The sequence below is a fragment of the Vibrio sp. Evd11 genome (assembly GCF_900382755.1).
GTDB lineage: Bacteria > Pseudomonadota > Gammaproteobacteria > Enterobacterales > Vibrionaceae > Vibrio > Vibrio lentus.
Genome location: NZ_OSDX01000008.1, coordinates 112,655 through 133,400 on the forward strand (window position 1 = coordinate 112,655; position 20,746 = coordinate 133,400).

Below are 20,746 nucleotides of genomic sequence, written 5' to 3' on the forward strand. Positions count from 1 at the left end.
CTCCTTATGAATTATTGTCGCTGTCTGCTTCATAGCTCAGAGTGAGCGAAACAGAGTCGGCAAAACGTAGCGCATGAGGCTTGTCGATTCTCACTTGAGCGTATTTCACCCATGGATGATCGATACAGATGCCGAGTACGTCGCTGGTCAATTTTTCCAAAAGTAGAAACCTTCCGGATTCGACATGTTGAATGATCTTCTTGCAGATGTTTTTGTAGTTAAGCGCGTTGTCCACATCATCAGATAGGCAAAGGTTGTTAGCGGGGTAGTGGATTTCTGCGTTGATAACAATGTCTTGCTGCTTAGACTTTTCTTCTTCGTTGAAGCCGATGAAGGTTCTTAGTCTGAGGTTTGTAATTGTGATAATGGCGTTGTGATTCATAACAGTGTCCAATCCTTAGAAAGTGAAGTCAGTTACGTGCTTGTTTTAAAAAAAGATCAATAAAGCTCAGGTGATTAAGAGTTCAGTCGTTCATTTTGCAGCCGTTCTTGTCTCAGTCATGGAAAGGCTGAGTGAAACTGAGCTCGAAAGGGATGGGTTCGGTTTTCTGGCTCAACTGATCGAAGCTTTCCCAGAGCTGTTGATATGAGATGTCTAGAGTGGGGTGGTGTTCTTGCGCGGCAACATCGACTAACGGTCTGAGCACAAATGCGTATTCGGTGATTTCGCCTCTAGGCAGCTCTACACCATCGATAACGCCGACTTGATTACCATAAAGAAGGATGTCGATATCCATCGTGCGTGAAGCATAGGCTTTGGTCTGACGCTTGCGATCGTTCTCTGATTCGATTTGATGCAGAACCTTAACCAGCTCTGCGACAGGGAGGTCACATTCAAACCCAACGACAAGGTTTAGGAAGTTGTCCCCTTCGAAACCGACAGGCTCGCAATCGTAGAAATTAGAAATGTGAAGCGGTGCAAAGCGGTCATTCAATGCTTTGAGAGATTCTGTGATGTGGTGTTCGCGGTTAATGTTGCTTCCGATGCTGACATAGACGTTGGCCATAGTTTTCCTTCCTTTTAAGGAGCCTATACGTCCAACTCGCGATGAAGATCAGCTACGTATCTTCTTAGAGGTAGGAAGAGAAAAGAAAATACGGTTCTGCCGCAAATTTTGCCTGTTTTGAGTCAGAACAAAGGGAACTTGTGAGCTAGAAAGTGCCACGAGTAAAAACTCAGCCTACGAAGGTTCTGGGCATAAATGAACTACAGCTTCCCCCTAAATTTGCATTTACTAGAAAGCTAAAGGTAAATGAAAAAGCCCAAACAAAGGATTGGGCTCAATTCAATAATCATGAAACCATTGTCATGGGGGGTATATTCCGATTAATTTCCCCAGATTTGGCTTACAAATTCTGGATGGTCAATAAACGGATTACGATTCCCTTGGAAATCATGTACCGCCTTATTTCGGTCGATTTCTTTTTGGCTTACTGGATCTTCAGAATGCCAACGCTTTAGCATAGTAAGTAGCCAAGGTTCAAAAACGGTTGTATTGGTCCCATCCAGAACAGCATCGGAGCTTGTAGAGTTCCCTTCCCAATTAGCGATTTCATCTTCATAGCGTGTTGCCATGTAGAAATATGCTCTTGCGAAATCACCTTTAAACTCATCAATTGGCTCAAAAACCGTACCGACATAACCAAGAGAGTTCGTTGCACTGCCTAACTTAGAACCATTGCTTGATGTGTATGCCGCACTACTTACTTCACCAAATGGCCAATTACTACGTTTCGAGTTAACGTAGCCGTCAGTGGCAAATAAATGGTGACCGTCAGAGTTCATTGGCTCGACTTTCCCACCAAACCAGCTTTTCGGGAATGAGTGCTCACGGTTGTAGCAATCACCTTCTTTGCTGTATTGACCACATTGATCGACCACCTTAGTAAATTGGATTGAATCTGAGCCTGAAGGTTTCTCCGAATACATATCGAGAATCGACCCATCAGTGTCATAGTATGCGTCTAGGTCCGCCTCAGACACTAGTGTCCAAATAGCGGTGTAACCCTGACTACTATGATTATCAATAATTTGATATAAGGCCGTTTTTAACGCAAAGCCCACTTTGCCTTCAGCGTCTTTGTAATACTCACCTAACACTGGTGGTTCAGTCGGTGGTGTAGTTGAGCCACCAATCGTAAACTCTGTACTCTGACTTGCTTGGAAATCACCACCAGATGCCACAACGATTCCGTTTACCGACAAACTGTATGAACCATCCCCCACACTGCAACACATTCCATCTCCATAAGAGTCTGATACTTCTAGGGTGTAGCTACCATCTGCTAAACACATTTCCACTTCATTGATGGTGTTACTTTTATAGTCCGAACCAGAATAAAGAGTTTGAGAAACTGAGTTTTTGAGAGACCAACTGGTTTCAGAGCCATAGTTATCCGTCACGAGCGTGAGTGCGGCACTTGTGTCATTGCAGCTTTGTGTTGGTGGAGCCTCCGTAGGCTGAAAGTTATCTAAATACACCACTTCCGAACCATCAAAACCGGCATTATCATAAAATCGTACGCCCACAACAATATCTTTGGTGCTCGTAGCACTGTACGAGTGAGTCAATGCTTGCCACTGATTCGTTAAACCATTATTCGAGTAACCTAAATAGCCATCAACAAAAAGGCGAGCTTTCACGTTGCCTTCCGTGTGGTAAACATCGACAGAGAAATCATAAGTTTTCCCTTGTTCAACACGTATCGTTTGAAGAAAATCGGTATTACTTTGAGTACTTGTATTCACTGTTACTTGTGCAGAGAAACTGCCGTTATTAACAGGAACGCTAGAGGGTGAAACTGCAATGCCGGAGTCAATCACACTCCATCCAGATGGTACATTTCCTTCCCAACTTTCGAAACTTCCATTTTGCATTTGCGCATGCGCACTCGCTGAACAAAGTAATGCAACGCCACTTAGTGTTATTATTCTATTTATCATATAACCTTCTGTTTAATTGGATAAAAATCAACTAAGCTTAGAAAGTAATCAAAAGATGAATGGAGATAAACATCACATTTATAAATGTAAGCAGCATTACTTTTATTAATATATGTGATGTAAAGCAGTGTGGTGTCAACCTGTCTAATGCTTTTAACGCTAGATTATTGAAAAAAAGTTCATCTTGGCTTTCAGGGGAAAGCCAAGATGAACCCAAAATAAACATTTATCCACAAGCCCTGCCTACAGTAAATGTAACCTCTACTATAGCCTGAAGAAATACCCAAGTTATCGCTCTCGAGTTTGTTAGGTGTTTTAAAGGGCCGCACATCAATTAGATTTTTCAATAAATTTCCACATATACGTAAGAAACTATGGGGAAATCACTTTTGGGCTAGAGGGTATTTTGTCGATACGGTCGGTGTGAATGGAGAAGCCATTCGACGATATGTACGACACCAAGATAAACAGGACATAGAGTATGAACAACAACTGCAGTTATTGAAGAACTGATAGCGTGGACGCCCCCTTCTAGGGGGTTATAAAGCAAAACCGCCTTCTAAGAAGGCGGATATTTTATTTGATGATTATTGGACGCCTTACAAACAGCTAAACCTAAAACTATCGTTTAAATCAAGGGGCAAGATTAGGGTACTAAATTGGTTGTCCCGAGATTCTTGGCATATTGCTTCTCTCTCACTAGAGCTGTTGACATACTTATCTAAGTATTCAGCTGTTAAAACGGGCTTGCCGTGATTAATAAAAGGCAGCAGTGCATCACATTCGCTGTACTCAAAACATTGTTCGTTAACAGCAAAGTCAAAGTACTCGACCAGTTCACTTATTTGGTCAAGGTCATTCTTTAATCCAACCGCAAGGCCTCTTTTATGCGCCTCGTTTGCAATAAATCGATTGTATGCGAGCTGATCTTGAGACGTCAGATTGAACCCAGATTTATTGGTGTACCCATCCATGTTATCAGGCTCAACACCATCACAACCTTTGTTCTTGGCAATATCCAGACGTTTTTTCATGATTGAATGAACGTTATCCGAACGAATATCAAGCCAGCGCTCATCAGCCCAGCCATCAAGCGTATTTCCAAGCGTGTTTGGCAAGAAGAGGTCTTTATCATCTCGGTAATTCTCATAAGATCCGGCTGAAAAGTAACACACCACTTTTATTCCTGATTGTTGTAAATTTTGTATTGTCGTATTTCTCGTATCAAAAAGGTCTACATCATAGAGAGCAACAGAGTAAGAGGTGTTTAAATTGCCTTCTAACTGCCATTGCCATGTGACTGAAACAGGGGGGCGATACCAAGAACCGGCTGAAATAGGGGCTACATTCGGTTCAAGAATAACTCGAGAGTTTGAATTATTAGACGGTTCTCCATCATCACTCGAATTACAGCCAGAAAGAATGACAGCACAAAGAGTAACTAATAAGTATTTCACGCTTCTCTCCATTTGATTGATTTGGTGAATGTATTTTATAAATTAATCTGCATCAATAATTGTTTTTCTATTGGGTGATTTGTTGCCAAGAAAAAGTATTAATAAACCTTAAACGAGGGGGGAGGGAGATGGCTTTAAGTTTGCGACTTAGAGGCTATGAAATGTAGATAAAAGGTAGTGCTATTTATATTGCATAAATAATACAGAGCAAACGACGGCTAGCTTGCTCTATTTACCTTTTTTATTTGGTTGAGGTAACGAGAAAGTGCGTCCACTAAGTCTGACTTAATCAGCGGTTTAGTTAACACTTCATTTGCGCCTGCTTCAATGAAAGCTTGGGTAGATGTTTGCATGATATCGGCAGTCCAGCCAAAGATAACAAGGTCATCATGTCCAGCTTGTCGTATTTTCCTAACTGTCTCCAAACCAGTCATTTTCGGCATGTGGTTATCAATAATCGCCAGGTTGAAGTGACCCGTTTCTATATGTGTTAAAGCATCATAACCATTGTCACAGGTAATGCACTCAATGTTTAATTTATCTAAAAATCCGTTGGCGATGATACGGTTCATCTTATTGTCATCTGTCACTAGAACCTTAAATGGAGTCAGATCGACTTCTTGCGTTGTTAAACTGTTCTTATCCTCAGACGCAACCGTTGGTAGGTCGATAACAAAGCTGAAGTGGCTTCCTATACCCAGTTCACTTTTCACATTAAGCTTGCCGTTCATCATAGTTACAAGCTTATGACAAATCGCTAACCCTAGCCCCGTGCCACCATAATTTCTTGTTGTCGATACATCGGCTTGTTCAAATTGATTAAAGATTGAACTTATCCTCTCATTAGGGATTCCGATACCGCTATCTTCTACTGCAAACTCAATTGCAGACTTACCCAGAGGTTTGATGGTGACGTTGATTGAGCCACTTTCAGTAAACTTGAGTGCATTTCCTACTAAATTAAGAATGACCTGTCGAATTCGAACGGAATCTCCATAGTATGAAAAGGCGGCATTGCTATCATCAAGCAAAGAAAACCCAATACCTTTCTCTGAGCACAAGGTTTGATAGGTGTTCAATACGGGATTAGTAATGTCGGACATTTTGAATGGATGCGGATCAATCTCCAAACAGTCATTTTCTATTTTGGCTAAGTCTAAAATATCATTCAGAATAGCGATTAAGTGCTCGCCTGAACCTAGCGCTAATCGGAGCACCCCTCTCTGCTCTTCATGTTCTAAGTCGTCGACAAGCATTTGCAGAATACCAAGCAAGCCGTTCATTGGAGTTCTAATTTCATGACTCATTGTTGCCAAAAATAGTGATTTTGCATCATTCGCTTGGTGCGCTTTATTTACTTGTTCTTCTAATTTCGACTCAAGCTTCTTAAAATCCGTGATATCGCGTTCAATCGCGATAAAACGTTCAACGTCACCCTCCTCGTTACGCAAAGGTACGATGTCAATGTCGACCCAAAAGGGCGTTTTGTCGATGGCGTAATTCAATATTTCAGCTTTAACTTGATTACCTTTATGGACAGCTGAACCTATCCGGCGTGCTGTTTCAAGACAAGTGTCTTCCCCTTGCAAAAAGGAGCCTGGTTTTAGCCCTTTCACTGAGTCTAAGCGAAAGCCTGTCATTGTCTCAAAGGCACTGTTTACCCAATCTATACGCCCTTGCTTATCCGTTATAACAACGCCATCTCTAGCCGTTTTGACTACCATTGCAAGAAGGTGGCTTTCACGTTCTTGTTCTGCTAATCGTTTGTTCGATTTTTCGAGTAGCTTCTTCGACCCTTCTAATTCTCGGTGGGGGTTAACGAATAATTTTTGCCCCATCAAAAAAACCAAAATAGAGCTGAACGCTAAAACAATCAAAAGCCCATTTAATAGTTCTTTTTGCAAGCTTAATAGCTGATCAGTAACAAAGGAGCGGCTCACCCCCTGGGTTAACACCAAGTCTCCTCTGTTCAATGCTGTTTGAGTCAATAACCAGTCTTCTTCATTGTATTTATTCTCAACTGATGTGTGTGAATTAACGTTATTTAGGTCATTTGCTTCAATAAGAGAAGCGATCGGGAAGTTTACTTGACTAAGTTCATACCAACGCTCTCTATTTGTGACAAACGTGCCAAAAAACTCTTTATAATCAACAGCCGTTTCACCATATAAAACTCCTGTAAAATCAACGGCTTGATACAGAGGAATAAATAGTTTGATACAGATATGATTGGTGTCATCGTGCAAAAGGTACAAGATGCGATCATCGACTTCTTCACTCGCTATCGCATCAAAGATAGCTTGCTCTTGCTTTGAGGCCGGATGACGAAATGTATCCTCAAACAGCAACTGGCCAGTTCGATCCCGCACTGCAAATTGCATCGATTGATTCTGGCCTTTGAATCTTTCTAGGTGAAATGAGAGGCGCTCTATATTTGAGCTCGATACTGCGTCGATAACTCCTTGGTGCTGAGAAGCCAAAATAATACGGTCTTCTGCAACCTCGAGGTATTTCTCCATAAAAATTTTGGCAGACTCAAGCTCAAAACGGCTGTTACCGCTTTGCAGTTGCTTAACGGTTGACTGGCTGTGATTAGAGAGGACATAAAGTGAAATGCCACCATACGTCAAAGACGTAAGCAAGAGAAAGAGTACAAGCAACACTTTGGGGCTAATTGAAGATAGCTTGGTCATGCTTAAATGACTTCCATGTTATTTTTTGGAGTTATAGGGAAAATATAGGATAGATAGCTTCTTTAAGAGCAGATTAATTAAATTCGTAGAATAAATACTTAGACAGAATGGGGATGGCATTTTCTAATTTCCGACTAACGGACTCTCTGAGGTATTGCTCAAACTTTAAATCACAGGTCAAATTCACTGCACGACAGCAGCCACGAGCTAGGCGGTTAATTTTTGTGTATAAAGTACTTATCTTGTTGAAAAAAACACCCCAAATACCTATGTTTGAGATAGGATAATTATGTGCAAGGTTTTTTATATGAATATAGCTCCTATCAACGTTCTGTTTGTTTGCGTCAAAAAAGGCGTAAGAGCTGCTATTGCTAAAGCGGTTGTCGAGCTGCAATCTAATGGGATGATGCGCGCTAGCTGCTGTGGTTTTGAGCCAGGAGCAACCCCTAAAGTTATCTTAGACGAATTGTCTAACTTACTTGATGTAACGATAAAGACCGAAAGCAAAACTGTTTTTGAATACAAAAGGACAAATGAAAACTTCGATTACGTGATTACACTATGTGACCAAATAAGTAATGAGCAGTGTGACTTGTTTGTTGAATGCGTAAACGTGGTTTGTTCACACATACCAAACAGGCTTCACTGGGCTATCCCCAATCTCGGAGCCGCCATAGAATTGTCTGGTCATGACAGAACCGTGTTTGTCAAAGAGGTTGTAGACCAAATAACTCTTGAAGTAGCGCAGCTATTAGAAAGTACTCAAGCACAAGGTCAAAAGCCATTTTTGCTTACTTAAAAGCGACTTTACTTACCTGACTGGCAGTTTCGTTTTTGTCTTTACCTGCCCAAACGCGAAGCTCGATTCAATAGAAGCGATATTGGGTAGGCGAGTTAATTGCTTACGGATGAACTGCTCGTAGCTTTTGAGCGATTCACTCACTACATGCAATAAGTAGTCGTGATTGCCCGTCATCAGAAAGCACTCTAATACTTCATCAATGGCTTCAATGTGGATCTCAAAGTCTCGCATGTTCTCTTCTGTCGGCTTTTCAAGCTTCACCAACACAAACACATTAACCGGCAGGCCACATGCTTCTTGATCGACACTGGCGTGATAGCCACGAATAATCCCTTGTTTCTCTAATGCTCGAACTCGACGCAAGCAAGGGGAGGGGGAAAGCGCCACACGATCGGCCAGCTCTTGATTCGTCAGCCGAGCGTTGCTTTGCAGTTCAGCCAGTATTCTTTTGTCGATTTCGTCCATTGGCATATTCCATCAATATCGAATTATATTCGGCAATATTATTGCTCAAAGTGTATGTCTTACTACGCAAATAGCAATTTTTAACATCTGAACAAAACTAAAATTAAAGGAGGAATAACAAGCATGGAATGACTTAGGAACTATGAATACTTCAACTCAACTTAGCCCGCTGCGTAAAACCACCAAACACGAACAAGCAGAAGCGCTTGCTATTGAGCAAGCTAAGCATTTTGGTATCGACCCAAACAGTGATTACGGCATCACGCTGATTGAACTGGCGACGACACTGTACAAAGCCAATACCAAGACTCACGATCTTTGGGCATTGACGGTTGATGGACTCTCAGAGCTCGACAAGAGTGACCGAATCGCTTGGTTTAACGCCAAACGTTTTTTGTCATTCCAGATCGCTAAGATCCTCGACAACCTACAAAACCCAATGCGTGCCACTTACCAATCCATTGCCACCAATAATGGCAATTTTGCCTCCAAAGGTGCGTATCCTATCTTCGATAATGTCGCTGCTATATTCTCCGCTAGCCCTGTGATTACGCGTACCGCGACCTATTTGTTTGCGTGTACAGAATGGATTGAAGATGCGTTCAACGGTAAAGAGCCACTGCACGATATCTATTCTCGACTTCTCAACCCGACATCGATTTCATTGGCGAACCACATGGTTGATCTAGAGGCAGGCTCAAGAGCCAATGAATATCTCGCATGGAACTTTAATTCCGGTATGGCGGCTATTGATGGGCTGTTAAGCCATTTACTTGGACATGAAGATATTGTGTTGGCCTCACGCAATATTTATGGCGGTTCTTATCAGCTGTTGGAAGATTGGTTTGGCAAACCGTCTAATCTAAATGTCGCGGTAGAGTGGGTGGATGGCTACTCCGGTGATGAGTTTGCTGCTCGCCTTGATGAGGTTGCGGACAAATACGCAGATCGTCTCGCTGCGGGTAAGAAGATCTACGTTTACCTTGAGTCACCGTGTAACCCACATGGCTACGTGTTAGATGTCGCCAACATCAGTAAAGCGGCTCACTCTCGTGGCTGGGATGTGATTGTTGACTCAACAGTAGGCACGCCATTGCTTCACCCAGTACTAAAACGCGATGATGTGATGGAAAGGCCTGATTATGTGATTCACTCCTACACCAAAGAACTGGCGGGTTCTGGCACCACAACCGCTGGGGTTGTGATTGGCCGCAACGAGACCATGTTTATTCCAAAAGGAGAGGAGGTCACTTTCACCAAGTCCAACGGCGATGACGTCACCATTCCATGGAACGAAACGCTGTTTTGGAATGTGTATTACATTAAAGGCGCATTCTTAGATGCAGACAAAGCGTTTGAAGTGCTCAATGGCATGAAAACGTATGAGATGCGAGTGGTGCAAAAAACCATTAATACTCTGACTCTGGCGAAGATCTTTGATGCCCACCCAGACATCAATGTGTCGTGTCCAGCTTTGCCAGACAGTGATAACTATGAATACTGCCAGAACAACATGTATTTGGGGTTACCAGCCGCGTTGTTTACCATCGATATGGAAGGAAACGGTAATCGTGCACCAATCAATCGAGATGGGTTTAAACAGTTCTTCGACATGCTTGAGCCAGCGATCGGTATGCAAGTGAGCTTAGGGCAAACCAACACCGTGGCCTTGTGCCCAGCACTGACCACGCATTCAGAACTCAGCGATGAGGCACTCAATGAAGCCGGCATCAAACCTACTACAATGCGTATCTCTATTGGCTTGGAAGATCCTCGAATGTTTATCGCTCATATTATTGAGGCGGCCAAATTGTCGATTGATCGCAAACACGCTGACTTCTCATCCAGCTTCCCTACTGGTGAGAGTATCGATGAAATTTATATGCAAACTTATATGGATGTACACCAAAGGTTCGTGAAAAGTTTGCCGAAGTTTAGTCAGCTTACTCAGTAACTTAGGTCAGTAAGAAAAGTTAGCAAGCTCAGTCAGTTAAAAGGCAGTAAATAAAAAAGCACCCTGTGACTCAATAGTCGGTAGGGTGCTTTCTCGATATAGAACCTAGTGACCATATTGGTTTACCAAGTCACTTACTATTTAGGCTGGTGGCCTGTCTTCTTCGCAAGCTCTTGCATAGCCTCGGCAAACGTTGTTGTTCCGCCTTTCGCTTTAACCTGAACCACCTTATATCCTTGGCTTTCCAGCGCTTGGCGTTCTTCTAAAACGGCTTTGTCATCTGGCTGACTGCCTTGCACAGGCTGATGAATGTAACACCCTTCTAATTGACCATCTTCGACCAGTTGGTGGTGTTTCAGTGCATTGATATCAAAATTCATAGTAAGTCTTTTCGCTTTAAATGGAGAGTCTCTGTGGCAAAGGCCTCAGGTATCTATAATTTTATTGTTTGTACAATACGGCATTTTAACTACAAGAATCTAGTGCAAATACAGTAATGCAATGGAATGCAGTCGGGTTCGTCTCACTTATTCAATTTCTTGTTGAACGTGTAAAACGGGAGATAACTAATTGCTGAAGTGAGTTTATCTTTCTAGATTACGCCTAACTAAATCGTGCATTTGTTTTATCGTCATCAATGCCAACCAAATGATTTCTTCTACTGAGCGTTGACTTGTTGTGGAGGAGAGGTGGTCGGCATCGGTTTTATTGGTTAGCGCGGGTAGCTCATGGACGCGATTATCACGAATGGTATTGACCAACGCGTTCATCGCATCATGAATTAAGCGTTCGACTTGTTGAGTTCCTTGGTATTGCGTGCCTGTTCTGATGAGCGGAATCAGCAGACAAAGATAATGGCTCAATAATCGATAGTGACTCAGCATATCTTCATAATAATGGGGATCGGCACGAGTGTGTCTTGGCTCTTGTTGCATTTCGTTATAGATGAGTTCTAGGTCGCTTTCTGCCGTGAGCATGGCAGCACGTTGCTTGGTTAAGGCCATGTGGTCGCGTTGTTCGGGGGCGACTTGCAGTTGTTCGTAGCAATACACAAACAAGCTTTTTGAACTGTTCAGAGCCGTTAACGCTTGGTTGTGGATCTCTTTGCCTCGCCATTGCGGCCATAACAAACCATAACCGAGTAGGACAATGGCGCCCCCCACGATGTTGTCGATCAAGCGTGGCGCGGCAAAATCGAGCCCTTGATGCGCCATCGTCTGATAAATCAAAATCAATAGCGCGGTAATACAACCAATTGCTAGCGAGTAATTGCGCATGATATTAAGCATCGCGACGGGTAAGAGGATGATAATGAACGTATACATCGCGGTCGTTGGCACGCCAATATGAATCAAGGAAGTCGCGAACAGCACACCAAGTGCCGTGCCTAAACAGCGTTGCCAAGTTTTACTGCGGGTCGCCAAGAAGCTTGGTTGAATCACCATTAACATCGAAATCAACACCCAGTCAGGGCGAATCAACTCAAAGTATTCGGCAATTCCAGCACCAAGTGCGAACATCAAACCAACACGGGTAACATGACGCCAAATCGGGTTGCTTCGGCTTGGCAGACGAAACGACAATTCGAACGGCTGCACTTCAAAAGAGCGTTCATAGGCGGGTTCGTTAAGCTCAATACGACGAGAAATGTGCTTCACTGCGTATGCCCAATAACGAAAGCGGGGTTGGTCTTCAAGCTTTACCGCTTCAATCAAGTCATCGGCTTCTTGTTCTAATGAGCTTAAGTGCTCCATCTCTTCATTCGTGTTGTGCAAAAGCTGTTTGGCTTTGTGTCTTAGCCTTTGCTGACAATGTTGGCTCCAAACCAATAACAAGTCACGCTTTTGCTTACTTGATTGAAACTGGCTCAATAAATCAGGGTTACTTGTATGGCTGCTGAGTATCACTTCAAATGTATCGAGCGCGAGAAATAGGGCTTGTCGGAGCGAGTTTGCATCTTCGTGTTTAGAGCGAAAAGATTCGGACTGAAGCGCCTGTTGGAACAACTCGATGAGCTGGTATTTGATGCGTCTTTTGGATGCTTCGTTTTCGCCTCCTAACAAGAAGGCTTGGCGATATTGGATGTAGTCTGCCAACGTTTCGTAAATCGCAGATAGACACACGCGCAACGCATAATGTTTCCAAAGGGCAAACCAAAGCCAGCTAAACAGTGCAAAAGTAATTGGGCCAAGTACCAGCATTGGGTACAAGTTTAGCGCTGTGTTGGAATTATGGAGTGATAGGGTGACGACTGCAATTAAGAGGCTGGACATGCCTAGCCGTGCCCAGAATGGACCATTGACCGCTGCGCTGGCAAGTAAGGCACCAAGTACCCCAAAGGTTACCCATAAAGGCAGTCCACTAATAAGTAGTAGGTAGCTTATGGCTTGAGTGGCTCCCCAAGTGGTGGCGGTAATCGCAAAACGCGTCCACCGCCTTGGGCCTGCTGCATCAAGACCGCTAATCAAAGCCGCTGGCATAGTCATTAGCGCGGTCATTGCGATGTTGAGGTGATTCGACAACACCCCTAAACCAAGAAACAACACAATGGCACTGGTGGCGCGAAGCCCTAAGTTAATCGAAGGGGAGTACCAGATTTTACGCAGAATGGCAGGAGAAAACGTCATAGACCCTCTTTACTTACTATGTCTCGTTCAGTGTAACGCCAAACCTCTTGATTGTGCTGGTTTTAATCACAGATTGATAAATTGAATCACTGCAAGCCTCTTCTATTGGCGTAGCTCGCTATAGCTTGGTTTATTGGGAAGCGCTTCTAGGCTTAACTTTGCTAGTGTGTCTGTGAAAGGGGAACTTTGTAAGGCGGTGGAGAGGGTATCTACTTCTCTAACTGAGAGTAAATTCGCGTGCCTGAACAGAACGTAATCTAATGCAACGTGCAGGTACAACGTCGAGAAGTCAGGCTGTAGTAAATCATGAGTGTTATTCAGTTGCTCGATAAGTGATTGAACGCTTCTTTGAATACCTTCCTTTCCTCTAACTGTCAGCACATTTTGTTCAGCGTCAAAGCGGCTCAATGCAGCGCAGCGAAATGCTACTTCCATGAGGGTTTTACTCATCCCCAATAACGACATGCGCTTACTATCACTAGTATTGGTTGCTGTGAGTGTCTTAGTTGGGTAAGCCTGCAATAGAAACTCGCAAATCATTAAGCTCTCGGTGAGTGCAATACCCTCATGAGTTTCAAGAACCGGGATGGTACTAAATGGATTGATTGTGACTAATGCTAGGGGTGTCTGCCATGGATCGACCCATTCAACTTTAAGTGGCGCATTGCACAGGTAGGCAGTGGCCAACACCGCTCGTGAGAATGGTGAGGTATCATTTAAGTACAGTTTCATGAGCGATTCCTTTGCTAAGAATTTGTTTGAGCAGTGTTTAATGATTGCTGTTTGGTTGATGTAAATGCAATGCAGACTATCGACAAGATGAGTGCACTCGTACTGACCATAAATAAGATGTTATAGCTGCTTAACTGTGGTGCGTAATGAGCCATAACAAAGCCAACCACGCCTTGGGAAATAGCAAAAGCCATTGTCATGGCTCCCCAAGATTTCGTATGGAGCTGTGTTCCAACTAGTTCTAAAGTGTAAGTTGATACAAGTGTGACGATACCTGGAGTGAACATACCGACGAGCAAGGACGAAACAAAAAGTGCAACTGTACCTGTGCTCAATAGTGGAAGTGCAACGCCAATCGCTTTGCAGAAAAACGCAGTTAATAACGCTTTTTTGAGTCCGATCCTATCGCCCAATACGCCTGTCACTATTGGCCCAATCGCAGCACCGATACCAAATACGGCCCAATAACCCCCGCCACTTGATAAAGTCATTCCCAACTCGCGAACAATATAGTCGACCCAAAAGAGAGTGTGAGGCAAGTAACCAATGGCGCCAAAGGTGTAGGCTAAAAGCACAAATCGAATACTGATACGTGCGCGCTTGGATAAGTCGCTAAACGAAGCTGGGCTCATCGTACAATGGCTCTTTTTAACCTCAATACTCCATGTATTCCATGTCAAAACGGTCGCTAGAAAAGCAATGGCTCCCATCCCTAACCATGCGCTTTCCACACTTTGATAGATAAGTAGAGGTATGATCGTTCCTGAGATCATGGCACCAAGCCCGATCCCTGAAAATACGACGCCACTGATTCTTGCTTTCATCTCTTGTGGGTGAAGGCTCGCAATCATGGGTGGCGCGAGCACCATAAGAATGGCTCCCGATATTCCCGCCATGGTTCTCAATGTTAAAAACCATTCAAAGGGGGCAGTCTTTAAGGCACAACCAAGATAACTAAAGCTGCTCAATAAAAGAGAGGCGCGTATGAGTGTGCCTGTTGAATAATATCGTTGTAAAAAGCTTGAAGCAGGAGCCCCAAAAATATAGCCAATCAGCGTTGCAGCGCCAAGCGTTGAGGCATCTTCACTTGAGAACCATCCGCTCTGTATGAGCACTGGCATCAAGGCAATGTAGGCAAAGCGGCCAATGCCATTACCGACTAATGTTGCCGCAAGCCCAGCGAAAGTGGCGCGGTTTAAGAGTTTTATTTGTTGCATGTCGCGCCTGACGTTTGCGTTTGTAACATCACGCTAACATTTTAACTTGAGTGCTCCAAATGAGTTTCTACTCTAATGTGTGGAGTTTGATGGTGATTTATATCCTCTGTAAATATCAAATCAGTCATTTACATTCTGGAATTCATTCTTTTGAATACGTGGTTTAGACGCGCAGATGCTTCAAGAGACTTGTACTGGATGAATGGCTCACGAGTTAATCGTGATTTTTTGACTACAGCTCAAGACTAAAGATAAACAGCTTGATAGTCGATTGAATGATCATAGATCGAAATTCGACTCAATCCTACTTTCTCGCTGCGATTGTATTCATTGATAGAGTGGTCAAAGCCATAGGCTATTGAAGGTGCCATATATTGGGTTATCCCTTGTTGTGTAGCGGTTATTTCATCATGGCCATGACCGCAAATAACGTCACGCACGCTATGTTTTCGAAGTAAGCTCATCACATCGACATCGTTTTCCAAACAGATGACTTTCATCCACTCAGCTCCGACAGGAATGACAGGGTGATGGATAACAACGATTGGGCTGCTTGTCTTTCTCAGCTGTTGCTTTAGGCGCGTCATACCACGGTTATCAATACGCCCAGAGCCCAAAGGGTGACGGCTATCGAGTGGCTTGTAGCTAGAATCCAGAAACAAAAACTGTCGTTCACAGACAGTGGCTTTATCGGTGACGAAAATCGTCGATCCTTTTAGCTCTGTGCTCATTAAGTCAGAGTCATCATGGTTGCCCGCAATCGCATAAATGGATTGATCACCAATGTGTTGCCTAATGAACGCCTCTAATCGAATGTAGTCTCCCGACTTGGGATTACAACAAATATCACCGGTCAGGAAAATGGTCTCGCAATTTGTGTCTTTGTTGACGAATTCCAATGCTCTACGCAGGTTCTCATAGCTAGATTCATCGGATAGGTGACAATCACTGATTTGGTATACGGTGTTCATGGTTGTTGTCCGGTCATTACATGCACATTGCTAAAGATGATAGAAAAATGCCTGCCCAATTGGCAGGCATTTAGAGATGCTAGTTCGCTTTGGATGCTTTAGAAGCTTCGTGCTGTTCAATCATGAACGCGATTGCTTCATCGCTTAAACAAGATTTACTGACATATTGGCGCTGTTTTCCAATATGAAGGATAAAGCCGAGATCGGTCTGTTCAAGTTGGTCGATGTCACTCCAAGCGATAGTATTGGTGGCTTTGCGGTTTTTATAACTCACACCATCAATGTTCCCCGCAAAGACCACTTTGCTACCAGCGCCTGAGCTGATTTTTTGTCGCCATAGCCACCAGGTTCTTTTGCAGTAAACGCTGAACGCTTCAATCACACTCAAAACGATAAAGAACCAGCCAACGTAACCGTTCGGTAATAGCTCAAACTCTAATAGAACCACACCAAAAACAAGAAACAGTATTCCTTTTAAATAGGCTTTTGGAAATTGAGTCGGAAGGCTAGTTTGATCATAACACTCTGCGAAAAACGTCTTATCGAGGGTGTATTCTGTGGTGAAACCGGGATCTTTAGACATGTGTGGCTACTTTAAGGTTCTGTGAATGTGCTTTCATTGAATGGGCATAGCTTGCTGCGGTCTTGCAGCACGAGCATTGTATCGCTTCTCGATACTTTTCTTTAGCGGTTTTGATGCTCTTTTGTAAATCAATACTACCGTAGGTGTTTGTTCATGTTAAAGCTGATGTGTTTCTAACTCTAAAGAGCGACGAGGTGAGGAAGCGGAACTCGTTCGTTAACCTGATCTTCATTGCGTTCTGTTTACCTTAACGCCTGTTATAAATTATCTAATTTAATTAAACACAGGGTGGCCATAAAATACGAATCCAACGGCTAGAGAGGATAGAAGATGATTGGATCAGTGCACAATGATGAACTCGATAGATACATTGAAGAATTAGATTTAAACCTCACGAAGGACGAGGTTCGTGAGCTTGGCTGGCAACAAAGTAGGGCAATGCCAGAAAATGAAAAGACTGAATTAGGGGCGAGGTTCTTTTTCTCTTTTTTCGGGTTATGTGCGTCGGCTTGTCTTGCTCTTCTGGTGTACCTCTCTTGAAAATAAACAAAACAATGACGACGTACAATCAGCATGGAACGTTCAATTGGTTCGAAGTTGATGGAGCAACGTATATCCTGTTCAAAGTAGGCGATAGCAGCGTTCTATTGAACTAGCATTACGAAGATGTCACAGAACAAAAACGTGAAATATACAGGGTGTTAGACGTCGCTCTCTGTTCTATTAATAGCAGTGTCTAGTAGCCACCGAGCGTATCTTGGGAAAGAGGCGAGAGATAAGGCTCTATTTACTCAATGCGATAATCGTTTAGAGCCTAATGATGGCAAAAAAGCCCACATTTCTGTGGGCAAAATAATTTAAGCTTTTGGCGTCCATGTTTGTTCGTAAACACGAATTAAGTTACCGCCGAATAGTTTAGCAAGATCTTCATTTGAGTAACCCATTTCCCATAAAGCATCGACAACACCTGCAATGTGTTTTGACAGCTCTGCACAGCCTGTCGCACCTTTGTTGAATGCCTCCACCATGTAGCCGTTATCAGCGTATTTGTCTGCATTAGCAACGGCAAAAGGTACCACTTTCGCTGTTGTCATCATGTCATCGGTTGCGATGCCGACGTGGTCAATACCTGCTACTTTTACTGCTCCATCAATCATCTCTGCAAATTGTTGTGGTGAGATGTCTTCAGGCCAAACGCCGTCCATCATGAATTCTGTCGCAGTAACTGCAACGACACCGCCCATTTCGGCAACAGTCTCCGCTTGCTCATCAGAAATTAATCGGTAGCACGCAGATAAACGGTAATCGGGGTGGTCCTTTTGTAGGTTTTTCTCTGCCATACGCTGCTTCGTTTCACTCAGTGTTTCGTGAGGCTTACAGCCGTAAGTTGATGCAACTGGCGAATGCGAATAGATAACTGGCACACCTTTATGATGTTTCTGCATGTAGTCGGTAATATCTTCAGTTGTGTAGTGAGACGTATGAGAAAGATCAACCGTGATGCCGTGTTTCACCATTTCATCAATTACTTCTTTACCAAACTCGGTTAGGCCTGATTTATTACCGTTTATCATAGAGATAACACCAGAACCTGTAAGCTCTGTCTCGTTGTAAGTGAGTTGCATTGTTTTGATGCCGTGTTCAGCCATGACTGCAACATTTGAAGCATCACCTTCCAAAGGCATGGTTGTTTGGCTTGCCCACATTATCGCGTATTCACCGTTATCATGAGCGAGTTGGAAGTCTTCAACGCTCTCAACATAACGAATTGGTGTCTTGGCAGACGCTGATGATTTTGTCCACTTCGCATGTTCAGATTTAAATGCCAACATATTTGGTGTGTGAGGTGCAGCAATCGTTACTGATGCACCTGTTATGCCACGCTCATGAGCAAGGTCGATATAGCGAGCAACATCAGAATCTTCAGTGAAGCCAACAGCGCTAGGTGAGGCATAAAAGTCCAACACAATGGTTTCTTGCGCGAATTTCTGCGCTTCTGGCGAAGAAAATTCATGCCAATCTAATGTCTCAATAGATGCGTTTACACCAGTTGATAGTGAGGCGATTGTTGCGGCTAGGATTAATTTTTCATGATGTAACCTCTACATTAGTTAGCGAGTTAAGTGCGCTGTTGATGTAGGAGATAATAAAGGAACCCAGTGCTGAAAATGTGCATTTCACGACATGGCTGTGTTCTTCTTGTTAATCGGATTACGGATAGATAAAACTATGGTTTTGCGATTGCGAGGTCTTTTACTATTGATTGCGGCGATTGCTTTTATAGGTGACTAACAGGTTTCCGAACAGCATAACCACGCCACCAATGATCAGCGCGGGCGTTAATGGCTCGTCATACAGCAGAATGCCGACAACGGCGATAGCGGGTAGGCGGAAGAAGTCGAGTATCATCACCAAAGTGACTTCGGCGTTCTTCATGGCTTTGGTCAAACAATAATGAGCGGAGAGGGCAGATAAGGCGACGAGTAACAACCAAACCGATTCTAACGCTGATGGCGTTTTCCATACCTGCCAAGACAGAATCAAGCCTATGGGCAGTTGAATTAAGCACATGTAGAACAGAATAGTAAGCGGAGCCTCGGTACTGGCTAATGATTTGGTCGAGGTATGTGCTACGGAATAACAAAATGCAGCGCACAGTACGATAATCGCCCCAACACTTATGACGTCTTGTGTGGGTTGAACAATGATAACAACGCCCAACAACCCAAATACGATAGCCGTCATTTTCTTTAGTGTGAGGCTTTCCCCCAGAAAGAGACTTGCCAATAGTGCCGTCCATAGTGGAACGGTGAACTCAAGCGCAAACACTTCCGATAAAGGAAGTAGCCCAATTCCAACAAACCAACCAAATTGCCCACCAAAGTGAAAGACATTACGCAGGCTATGCAAGGGGAGTCGGTTTGTCGAAAACAGCTCCTTTTGCTTAGACGCGAAGATCAAAAATGACACGACGCATAAACCAATGACACTTCGAACAAGTAACACTTGGTAAGTACTGATGTTGCCACTGAGCTCTCGCGCACCGATGGCCATCAAACTGAATGATATCAGTGTGCCTATCATCCAAAGAATTGTTGATGAGATAGTGATTTCCCTCGTGTGCGTGTCAGATTTCCATACTTAGTGATTGTTCAGAGTTTAACCGCTGCATTCAATTGATATCCAATGTTTTATTAGATTTTGCTTATTCATCGTTAAGATCTCTACAAACAGTAAATCCAATTTTTCACACGATAATTATTGGCATATGCTAATAACGAGGCGTATGCTGAACTCCTAATCATCAATAACAGGAAGTTACCATGTTATATGCAGTACCTTGTCGCGACCTTCATGTCGGTAACCACTTTGCTCGTTCTCCGCAGATAGCCATTGTCGATGAGCGACAACAAATAAAGCAACTTATTCCTTTGGTTGAGTCGGACAGCCCGTGCAATAAGAAGAAGCAATGGATGTCTGTCGTTAAATCTTACGATGTGAAGGCTGTAGTTGTCCGTCACATAGGGAAGAAGATGCTAGCGCACTTGTTCAATAACGATATTCGAGTTTTTGCATCGACAGGAAAGGCAGAAATTGCTGCTTTAGATTTGAGCCATCTGCAAGAAGTGACCAGCCTCGATTATGGTCGAGAGCCACGAAATAGCGGGTGTCGCGAGAAAACGTGCGGTGACAAAGGGCACAAGAAAGAAACGTCGATTCACACGCCACGGTCGAATAGGTTCAGTGTTATTCGAGGTGTCCGTAAATGACTTTCTTACTCACGCTACTGGGTTTTGTTGGGATCGTTTTTCTGATGGCGATAGGCGTGATTTTTTCACGTAAGCCAATCAAAGGCAGTTGTGGAGGGCTCGCGCAGTTAGACATTGAGCGCGAATGCAATTGCAAGGATGTGTGCGAAGAGCATAGCCGAACGTTGTATCAGATCACTGAGCCATCAAGCTAAGTCTTGGGAATCAGTGGTCTTACGCTAAATCATTTCTGGTTAGGACACGAGTTAAGCGCCTTGAATGACCAACGCATGGCCGTTGACGATGCATTTGGCGACTTTGGCTCGTGCGCGCTTAATGATATTGCCGAACGTTTGGCGAGACACCTGCATCTGTTCGGCGGCTTCAAGCTGGCTCAAGCCTTCTTGATCAGCCAAGCGTAAGGCTTCTAACTCTTCTAATAGCAGTTCTTCTTTATGAAGCTCGTCCATAGGGACGCCATTAGGCTTAAAACAAGAATAAGCCGCACGGGTACATAACTGGCGATGTTTTTTTGGTCGAGCCATATCAATC

Annotated in this window: 19 protein-coding genes and 1 pseudogene; 5 read left to right on the forward strand and 15 right to left on the reverse strand. The window is 43.6% G+C overall.

Annotation, left to right across the window (positions count from 1 at the left end):
- Positions 1 to 4: 4 nt before the first annotated feature.
- The 3 genes from folX to ED652_RS05490 form a co-directional block, all read right to left on the reverse strand.
- Positions 5 to 382 carry a dihydroneopterin triphosphate 2'-epimerase gene (folX, locus tag ED652_RS05480; protein WP_017109730.1) on the reverse strand — a complete coding sequence of 126 codons (378 nt, stop codon included), beginning with the start codon at positions 380 to 382 and terminating at the stop codon, positions 5 to 7.
- Between the two features lie 112 nt (positions 383 to 494).
- Positions 495 to 1,007, reverse strand: coding sequence for a 2-amino-4-hydroxy-6-hydroxymethyldihydropteridine diphosphokinase (gene folK / locus ED652_RS05485; protein ID WP_122053777.1), 513 nt, complete (start codon positions 1,005 to 1,007; stop codon positions 495 to 497).
- 320 nt (positions 1,008 to 1,327) lie between these two features.
- Positions 1,328 to 2,944: an endonuclease gene (locus ED652_RS05490; RefSeq protein ID WP_122053778.1), complete on the reverse strand. Its 1,617-nt coding sequence runs from the start codon at positions 2,942 to 2,944 to the stop codon at positions 1,328 to 1,330.
- 282 nt (positions 2,945 to 3,226) lie between these two features.
- Between ED652_RS05490 and tnpA the strand changes: the two are divergent.
- Positions 3,227 to 3,457, forward strand: a pseudogene (tnpA, locus tag ED652_RS05495) (IS200/IS605 family transposase); the annotation flags it as partial.
- An 86-nt stretch (positions 3,458 to 3,543) separates the two neighbouring features.
- On the opposite strand, the gene ED652_RS05500 reads toward tnpA, so the two are convergent.
- Positions 3,544 to 4,401 carry an endo alpha-1,4 polygalactosaminidase gene (locus ED652_RS05500; RefSeq protein ID WP_061019252.1) on the reverse strand — a complete coding sequence of 286 codons (858 nt, stop codon included), beginning with the start codon at positions 4,399 to 4,401 and terminating at the stop codon, positions 3,544 to 3,546.
- Between the two features lie 218 nt (positions 4,402 to 4,619).
- On the reverse strand, positions 4,620 to 6,782 hold the full coding sequence (locus ED652_RS05505) for an ATP-binding protein (protein WP_254051682.1): 2,163 nt from the start codon (positions 6,780 to 6,782) through the stop codon (positions 4,620 to 4,622).
- A 619-nt stretch (positions 6,783 to 7,401) separates the two neighbouring features.
- Here ED652_RS05505 and ED652_RS05510 point away from each other — a divergent pair.
- Complete coding sequence (locus ED652_RS05510) at positions 7,402 to 7,893, forward strand: hypothetical protein (RefSeq protein ID WP_122053797.1); 492 nt, start codon at positions 7,402 to 7,404, stop codon at positions 7,891 to 7,893.
- A gap of 12 nt (positions 7,894 to 7,905) precedes the next feature.
- Here ED652_RS05510 and ED652_RS05515 read toward each other — a convergent pair whose 3' ends face one another.
- On the reverse strand, positions 7,906 to 8,361 hold the full coding sequence (locus tag ED652_RS05515; protein WP_122053781.1) for an Lrp/AsnC family transcriptional regulator: 456 nt from the start codon (positions 8,359 to 8,361) through the stop codon (positions 7,906 to 7,908).
- A gap of 142 nt (positions 8,362 to 8,503) precedes the next feature.
- Between ED652_RS05515 and ED652_RS05520 the strand changes: the two genes are divergently transcribed.
- On the forward strand, positions 8,504 to 10,315 hold the full coding sequence (locus tag ED652_RS05520; RefSeq protein ID WP_122053782.1) for a PLP-dependent aspartate aminotransferase family protein: 1,812 nt from the start codon (positions 8,504 to 8,506) through the stop codon (positions 10,313 to 10,315).
- Positions 10,316 to 10,452: 137 nt separating this feature from the next.
- On the opposite strand, the gene ED652_RS05525 is transcribed toward ED652_RS05520, so the two are convergent.
- The 8 genes from ED652_RS05525 to ED652_RS05565 form a co-directional block, all read right to left on the reverse strand.
- A complete protein-coding gene (locus tag ED652_RS05525) occupies positions 10,453 to 10,695 on the reverse strand; it encodes a hypothetical protein (RefSeq protein WP_048611711.1) in 243 nt (80 codons plus the stop codon).
- Between the two features lie 204 nt (positions 10,696 to 10,899).
- A complete protein-coding gene (locus ED652_RS05530) occupies positions 10,900 to 12,942 on the reverse strand; it encodes an FUSC family protein (protein WP_122053783.1) in 2,043 nt (680 codons plus the stop codon).
- 102 nt (positions 12,943 to 13,044) lie between these two features.
- Positions 13,045 to 13,674 (reverse strand): glutathione S-transferase family protein, encoded by a 630-nt coding sequence (locus ED652_RS05535; RefSeq protein WP_122053784.1) that lies wholly within the window; start codon positions 13,672 to 13,674, stop codon positions 13,045 to 13,047.
- Positions 13,675 to 13,688: 14 nt separating this feature from the next.
- Positions 13,689 to 14,891: a YbfB/YjiJ family MFS transporter gene (locus ED652_RS05540; RefSeq protein ID WP_122053785.1), complete on the reverse strand. Its 1,203-nt coding sequence runs from the start codon at positions 14,889 to 14,891 to the stop codon at positions 13,689 to 13,691.
- Between the two features lie 245 nt (positions 14,892 to 15,136).
- Positions 15,137 to 15,862, reverse strand: a complete 726-nt coding sequence (locus ED652_RS05545; protein WP_122053786.1) for a metallophosphoesterase — start codon at positions 15,860 to 15,862, stop codon at positions 15,137 to 15,139.
- A gap of 79 nt (positions 15,863 to 15,941) precedes the next feature.
- Entirely contained in the window at positions 15,942 to 16,445 is a 504-nt protein-coding gene (locus tag ED652_RS05550) for a YcxB family protein (protein ID WP_099166810.1), read from the reverse strand.
- Positions 16,446 to 17,302: 857 nt separating this feature from the next.
- The gene (locus tag ED652_RS05560) at positions 17,303 to 18,412 is read right to left on the reverse strand and encodes a dipeptidase (protein ID WP_254051683.1); all 1,110 of its coding nucleotides are present in this window, start codon (positions 18,410 to 18,412) and stop codon (positions 17,303 to 17,305) included.
- A gap of 289 nt (positions 18,413 to 18,701) precedes the next feature.
- Positions 18,702 to 19,529, reverse strand: a complete 828-nt coding sequence (locus ED652_RS05565; RefSeq protein WP_122053788.1) for a DMT family transporter — start codon at positions 19,527 to 19,529, stop codon at positions 18,702 to 18,704.
- Positions 19,530 to 19,768: 239 nt separating this feature from the next.
- On the opposite strand from ED652_RS05565, the gene ED652_RS05570 reads away from it, so the two are divergent.
- On the forward strand, positions 19,769 to 20,215 hold the full coding sequence (locus tag ED652_RS05570; RefSeq protein WP_122053789.1) for a NifB/NifX family molybdenum-iron cluster-binding protein: 447 nt from the start codon (positions 19,769 to 19,771) through the stop codon (positions 20,213 to 20,215).
- On the forward strand, positions 20,212 to 20,409 hold the full coding sequence (nqrM, locus tag ED652_RS05575; RefSeq protein ID WP_017109749.1) for a (Na+)-NQR maturation NqrM: 198 nt from the start codon (positions 20,212 to 20,214) through the stop codon (positions 20,407 to 20,409). Before ED652_RS05570 ends, nqrM begins: the two co-directional genes overlap by 4 nt.
- Positions 20,410 to 20,460: 51 nt before the next feature.
- On the opposite strand, the gene ED652_RS05580 is transcribed toward nqrM, so the two are convergent.
- A complete protein-coding gene (locus ED652_RS05580; protein WP_017109750.1) occupies positions 20,461 to 20,739 on the reverse strand; it encodes a DUF134 domain-containing protein in 279 nt (92 codons plus the stop codon).
- Between the last annotated feature and the right edge of the window lie 7 nt (positions 20,740 to 20,746).

Coding starts and splice junctions, on each gene's coding strand:
- folX (WP_017109730.1), bottom strand. CDS start 382: ATGAATCACAACGCCATTATCACAATTACAAACCTCAGACTAAGAACC.
- folK (WP_122053777.1), bottom strand. CDS start 1,007: ATGGCCAACGTCTATGTCAGCATCGGAAGCAACATTAACCGCGAACAC.
- ED652_RS05490 (WP_122053778.1), bottom strand. CDS start 2,944: ATGATAAATAGAATAATAACACTAAGTGGCGTTGCATTACTTTGTTCA.
- ED652_RS05505 (WP_254051682.1), bottom strand. CDS start 6,782: ATGCAATTTGCAGTGCGGGATCGAACTGGCCAGTTGCTGTTTGAGGAT.
- ED652_RS05510 (WP_122053797.1), top strand. CDS start 7,402: ATGAATATAGCTCCTATCAACGTTCTGTTTGTTTGCGTCAAAAAAGGC.
- ED652_RS05515 (WP_122053781.1), bottom strand. CDS start 8,361: ATGGACGAAATCGACAAAAGAATACTGGCTGAACTGCAAAGCAACGCT.
- ED652_RS05520 (WP_122053782.1), top strand. CDS start 8,504: ATGAATACTTCAACTCAACTTAGCCCGCTGCGTAAAACCACCAAACAC.
- ED652_RS05525 (WP_048611711.1), bottom strand. CDS start 10,695: ATGAATTTTGATATCAATGCACTGAAACACCACCAACTGGTCGAAGAT.
- ED652_RS05530 (WP_122053783.1), bottom strand. CDS start 12,942: ATGACGTTTTCTCCTGCCATTCTGCGTAAAATCTGGTACTCCCCTTCG.
- ED652_RS05535 (WP_122053784.1), bottom strand. CDS start 13,674: ATGAAACTGTACTTAAATGATACCTCACCATTCTCACGAGCGGTGTTG.
- ED652_RS05540 (WP_122053785.1), bottom strand. CDS start 14,891: ATGCAACAAATAAAACTCTTAAACCGCGCCACTTTCGCTGGGCTTGCG.
- ED652_RS05545 (WP_122053786.1), bottom strand. CDS start 15,862: ATGAACACCGTATACCAAATCAGTGATTGTCACCTATCCGATGAATCT.
- ED652_RS05550 (WP_099166810.1), bottom strand. CDS start 16,445: ATGTCTAAAGATCCCGGTTTCACCACAGAATACACCCTCGATAAGACG.
- ED652_RS05565 (WP_122053788.1), bottom strand. CDS start 19,529: ATGATAGGCACACTGATATCATTCAGTTTGATGGCCATCGGTGCGCGA.
- ED652_RS05570 (WP_122053789.1), top strand. CDS start 19,769: ATGTTATATGCAGTACCTTGTCGCGACCTTCATGTCGGTAACCACTTT.
- nqrM (WP_017109749.1), top strand. CDS start 20,212: ATGACTTTCTTACTCACGCTACTGGGTTTTGTTGGGATCGTTTTTCTG.
- ED652_RS05580 (WP_017109750.1), bottom strand. CDS start 20,739: ATGGCTCGACCAAAAAAACATCGCCAGTTATGTACCCGTGCGGCTTAT.